Source organism: Vibrio sp. V42_P2S4T144 (assembly GCF_009904715.1).
GTDB classification, from domain to species: Bacteria; Pseudomonadota; Gammaproteobacteria; order Enterobacterales; family Vibrionaceae; genus Vibrio; species Vibrio alginolyticus.
Window position 1 is genome coordinate 1 of record NZ_WXWS01000285.1, and the last position, 4394, is coordinate 4394.

General features: G+C 44.6%; 3 protein-coding genes. 2 read left to right on the plus strand and 1 reads right to left on the minus strand.

The window, feature by feature from the left end:
- On the minus strand, positions 1 to 1683 hold a 1683-nt coding region (locus CAG68_RS09635; protein ID WP_161441047.1), incomplete at its 3' end, for a helicase C-terminal domain-containing protein.
- Between the two features lie 218 nt (positions 1684 to 1901).
- On the opposite strand from CAG68_RS09635, the gene purU reads away from it, so the two are divergent.
- Positions 1902 to 2735, plus strand: coding sequence for a formyltetrahydrofolate deformylase (gene purU / locus CAG68_RS09640; protein WP_005382206.1), 834 nt, complete (start codon positions 1902 to 1904; stop codon positions 2733 to 2735).
- Between the two features lie 206 nt (positions 2736 to 2941).
- Positions 2942 to 4394, plus strand: a 1453-nt coding sequence (locus CAG68_RS09645; RefSeq protein WP_161441048.1) for a trypsin-like serine protease, incomplete at its 3' end; no start/stop codon positions are given.

Consider the following 4394-nt stretch of genomic DNA (forward strand, 5'->3'; position numbering starts at 1 on the left):
TCGACAATCCTCGATACGGGCTTTGAGTAACGGATCGTCAGGGGCGGTAAACGGTAATTTGTCGATAATAACACAGCTCAGCGCATCACCTCTAACATCAATCCCTTCCCAGAAAGCGCCCGTCGCCACGAGTAAAGCGTTACCCAGTTCCATAAACTCCGCCAAGGTTTTCTGCTTACTCATCTCCCCTTGCATTAACACAGGCAGCTCAAGTACTTCTCGGAACTTCTCACCTAGTTCACGCATCATGCTGTGCGAGGTACATAAAAAGAAGCAGCGACCATCATTTTCTTCAATCACCGGAGCAAGCATTCGGACTAACTTATCCGCTAAGCCGTTACTGTTTGGCTCTGGCAAATACCTTGGCACACAAAGGCGCGCTTGCTTTTGATAATCAAAGGGGGACGGCAGAGAAAATTGCTTTGTAGGCTTGAGGCCAAGGCGCTCAGTAAAGTGCTTGAAATCGCCCGATACGGCTAGGGTTGCTGACGTGAAAATCCAAGCGCCTTGTTTAATCTCTATTTGCTCATGGAACTTGTCCGCGACAGAAAGAGGCGTAATGTGCAGAGCGAAATGACGAGGCGAGGTATCGTACCAGTATGAGTAACCGGTAATATCGACATCACATACCCGGTCGATACGGCCTTTGATCAAATTTGCTCGTTCAAAGGCGGTATCCAGTAATTGACTGCGCCCTAAGGCTATTTTGAGTACATCAATCGCCAATTCGAGGCTGTCAGTTAAGCGCAATAATTCTCGCTTAATAGAACCTGATTGCAACGCCTCACGCCAGTTGCCACGAAAGCCTGGCTCACCCAATACAATCCGCATGTCCATTGCGCTTTGCATGAGTTTGTCGCCCACTTTTTGCAATTGACGCATATCTTTGGCTTCGGTGCGATAGGCTATTTCAATGTCTTTGGCAAGATCGTGAATTTGGCGGCTTGAAACTGACTGGCCGAAATATTCGCTCGCAATATCTGGCAACTGATGAGCTTCATCAAAAATAAACACATCGGCTTCTGGAATCAGTTCACCGAATCCTGTTTCTTTGATCGCTAAATCAGCAAGAAACAAGTGATGGTTCACTACAACAATGTCGGAATCCATGGCTCGCTTACGCGCTTTCAATACAAAGCAATCAGTGTAGCTCGGACATTCTTTACCTAAACAGTTATCATTGGTTGAGGTGATAGTCGGAATGATCATGCTGTCTTCTGGCAGATCATCACAATCACCAAGGTCACCTGTTTTGGTTTCTGATGACCAAGCACGCACTTTAACCAGTTGAGTTAATAACGTCGGGTCAGATTCATTAGTGTGGCTTTCGACCATTTGGCGGCTCAAACGATCCAAACACAGATAATTAGAACGCCCTTTTAATAACGCCACTTGGCCATAAAAACCAAGCGCATTGACCATGAGCGGTAAGTCACGATGGTACAACTGCTCTTGCAAGTTTTTCGAGCCTGTACTGATGATCACTTTTTTACCGCTTAACAGCGCAGGGACTAAGTAGGCGAAGGTCTTACCGGTTCCGGTTCCTGCCTCCACCACCAACTGGGTTTGATCTTTGATCGCACTGCTGACGGCTTCCGCCATATCGATTTGTGGCTGACGAGCTTGAAAGCCAGGAATGGCCTTACCTAACGCGCCATCAGAGGAAAAAGTTTTTGCGATCATGCTTGGTATTGAGTTTGAAAAATTATCGAGAGTATATCAGAGGAATAGGAGTGACATCAGCCCACAATCTGACCAGCTTGCGGCGACACGCGGATATTTTGTTGAAACCAACGTAAGAATAGATTATTTATGGTGAAACATGGCAGTACAGTTACACCCGCCAGGGAATAATAACAAATTCGTACGCTAAAATATTAATGCATGGAAGTACCTGATTTATGGAAAAGAAAACACTGTTGACCCACTGTTCTGACGCCCCGGGTCTCATCTCGAAAATTACTAATATCTGTTACAAGCACCAACTCAACATCGTTCACAATAACGAATTTGTTGATAATACCAGTGGCCACTTTTTCATGAGAACGGAGTTGGAGGGGTACTTCAACGATCAAACGTTTCTTGCCGACTTGGACCAAGCTCTCCCGCAAGGTGCTAAGCGTAAATTGGTTGGCTCTCGCCGTAAGCGCATCGTCATTCTCGTCACAAAAGAAGCGCATTGTTTAGGCGATATTCTGATGAAAACCTACGATGGAAGCCTAGATGTTGAGATCGCCGCTGTGGTGGGGAATTACGACAAACTGCAAACTCTCACTGAACGCTTCGACATTCCTTACCACCATGTGACCCATGAAAACCTTAGCCGTGAAGAACACGAGCAGAAGATGCTAGAAGTGATCGATCAATACGATGCTGACTTTTTGGTGCTAGCTAAATACATGCGCGTATTAACGCCGACGTTTGTTGAGAAATATCACCACAAAATCATTAATATTCATCACAGCTTCTTACCTGCTTTTATTGGCGCGAAGCCATATCAACAAGCTTACGATCGCGGTGTGAAAATCATCGGTGCAACAGCACACTTCGTGACTAATGATTTAGATGAAGGGCCGATCATCAAGCAAGACGTAATTCCTGTCGACCATACATTCAATGCCCAAGATATGGCGCAAGCGGGACGCGATGTAGAGAAGAACGTATTGAGTAAGGCTTTGAATAAAGTGATCAATGACCACGTCTTTGTTTATGGGAATAAGACAGTGATCCTGTAATCCCTCCGTACTAGTTACAACGATAGTGAAACCCGTCCAACTTGGCGGGTTTCATCTTTTCAGAAGATCCCCCCTCCAATTCTAACCATCAAAGTTAAACCGATACGTTATAATTTTTCATTTCTCCACAACTATTTACTGAGAGAATGATTCCGTTTATCATTTGCCCTCCTTATAATAAACCACGTTAATATTACGGAATTAAAATGAAAAAAACGTTAGTGGCTTTTCTGATTGGGCTGACTTTACCAGCAACCACAATCGCAGATACTCTTGAGCCTGTTCAGAATGATGTATCCACTCGCATTATCGGCGGCGAACCTGCCAACACTTCCGACTGGAAATTTATTGCTTCACTGGTACGTAAAGGACAACCTACATCTATTGGTCACTTTTGTGGTGGCAGTTTCCTAGGTGGAAAATACGTATTAACTGCTGCGCACTGTGTGGAAGGTCTTAATGCGGACGATCTGGATATCGTTCTTGGTCTTTATGACAAAAACAGAGAGTCTCAAGCACAGCGCATCGCCATTAAAAATATCTATTCACATGATGAATATAACAACATAACAACGAACAATGACATCGCTCTTATTGAATTAGAACGCAATATCGATAGCGCAACTATTGACCTGGCAACGCCAGAACTTTTAGATAGCGTACGCGTAGGAGACAAGTTGCACGTGGCTGGATGGGGAAATACGTCCACGACAGACCGAATATACCCAACCGTTTTACAACAAGTAGATTTGGAATACGTAGATCGAGCTACCTGCCAAAACCTACCAGGAAACTACTCTAATGTATCAGATGACGGTATTTGCGCCGGATACTATTGGGGAGGTAAAGATAGCTGCCAAGGAGATAGCGGCGGTCCACTCATCGTTGATGATAACGGTATCAACAAATTGCTAGGCGTGGTCAGCTGGGGGGATGGATGTGCTCAACCAAACGCTTATGGTGTTTACGCCAACGTCGCTCATTTTCAACACAATGGATGGATAGATAGCCATCGCAATACTATCAGCTTCACTAAGTACCGAGATCTTCGTTTCGTTGAGCGAAAAGCGCAGCAAGAGACCTTTACTATTCGTAATGACGATACTATCCCATTCAACATCTACCAAAGCACAATATCATACGGAAGTACCATCGAGAAAAGCACTTGTACTGGTACCTTAAAGCCTTCGCAAAGCTGTCAAATTACCGTCGGCTACCAACCTAGCTATTCGGGATCAGAAACAACGATAGAGCTCTTTACCGATCATCCGAAACTGTCCAGACTCACAACAACTTTCGAGTATTCAGGTGTAGATAAAGCAAGCAGATCAGTGCGTAATGCCATTCCGCTAGCAGACGCAAATGTTTATACCGGTCAAAACGCTTGGACGGCTGAAAATGGTGAACTGCAATCAGCGGATATGGGAGCTTATCCTGGTGTATCTGAGCTGGTTTTGACCGATCTTCCGAAGGGCAAACTTACCATGGATCTCAAAGTAATGTCCGATGGTTTTGATTACTTGTTCATCTTAGTTAATGGTGAAATTTACGATAGCACCAACCAACTCCTCGATTATAAAGAGATCCAGATCGATCTTTACAAAGCATCTAATACGATAACGTTTGAATACGTCCAACACCCGTTTTCAAGTGGCATTT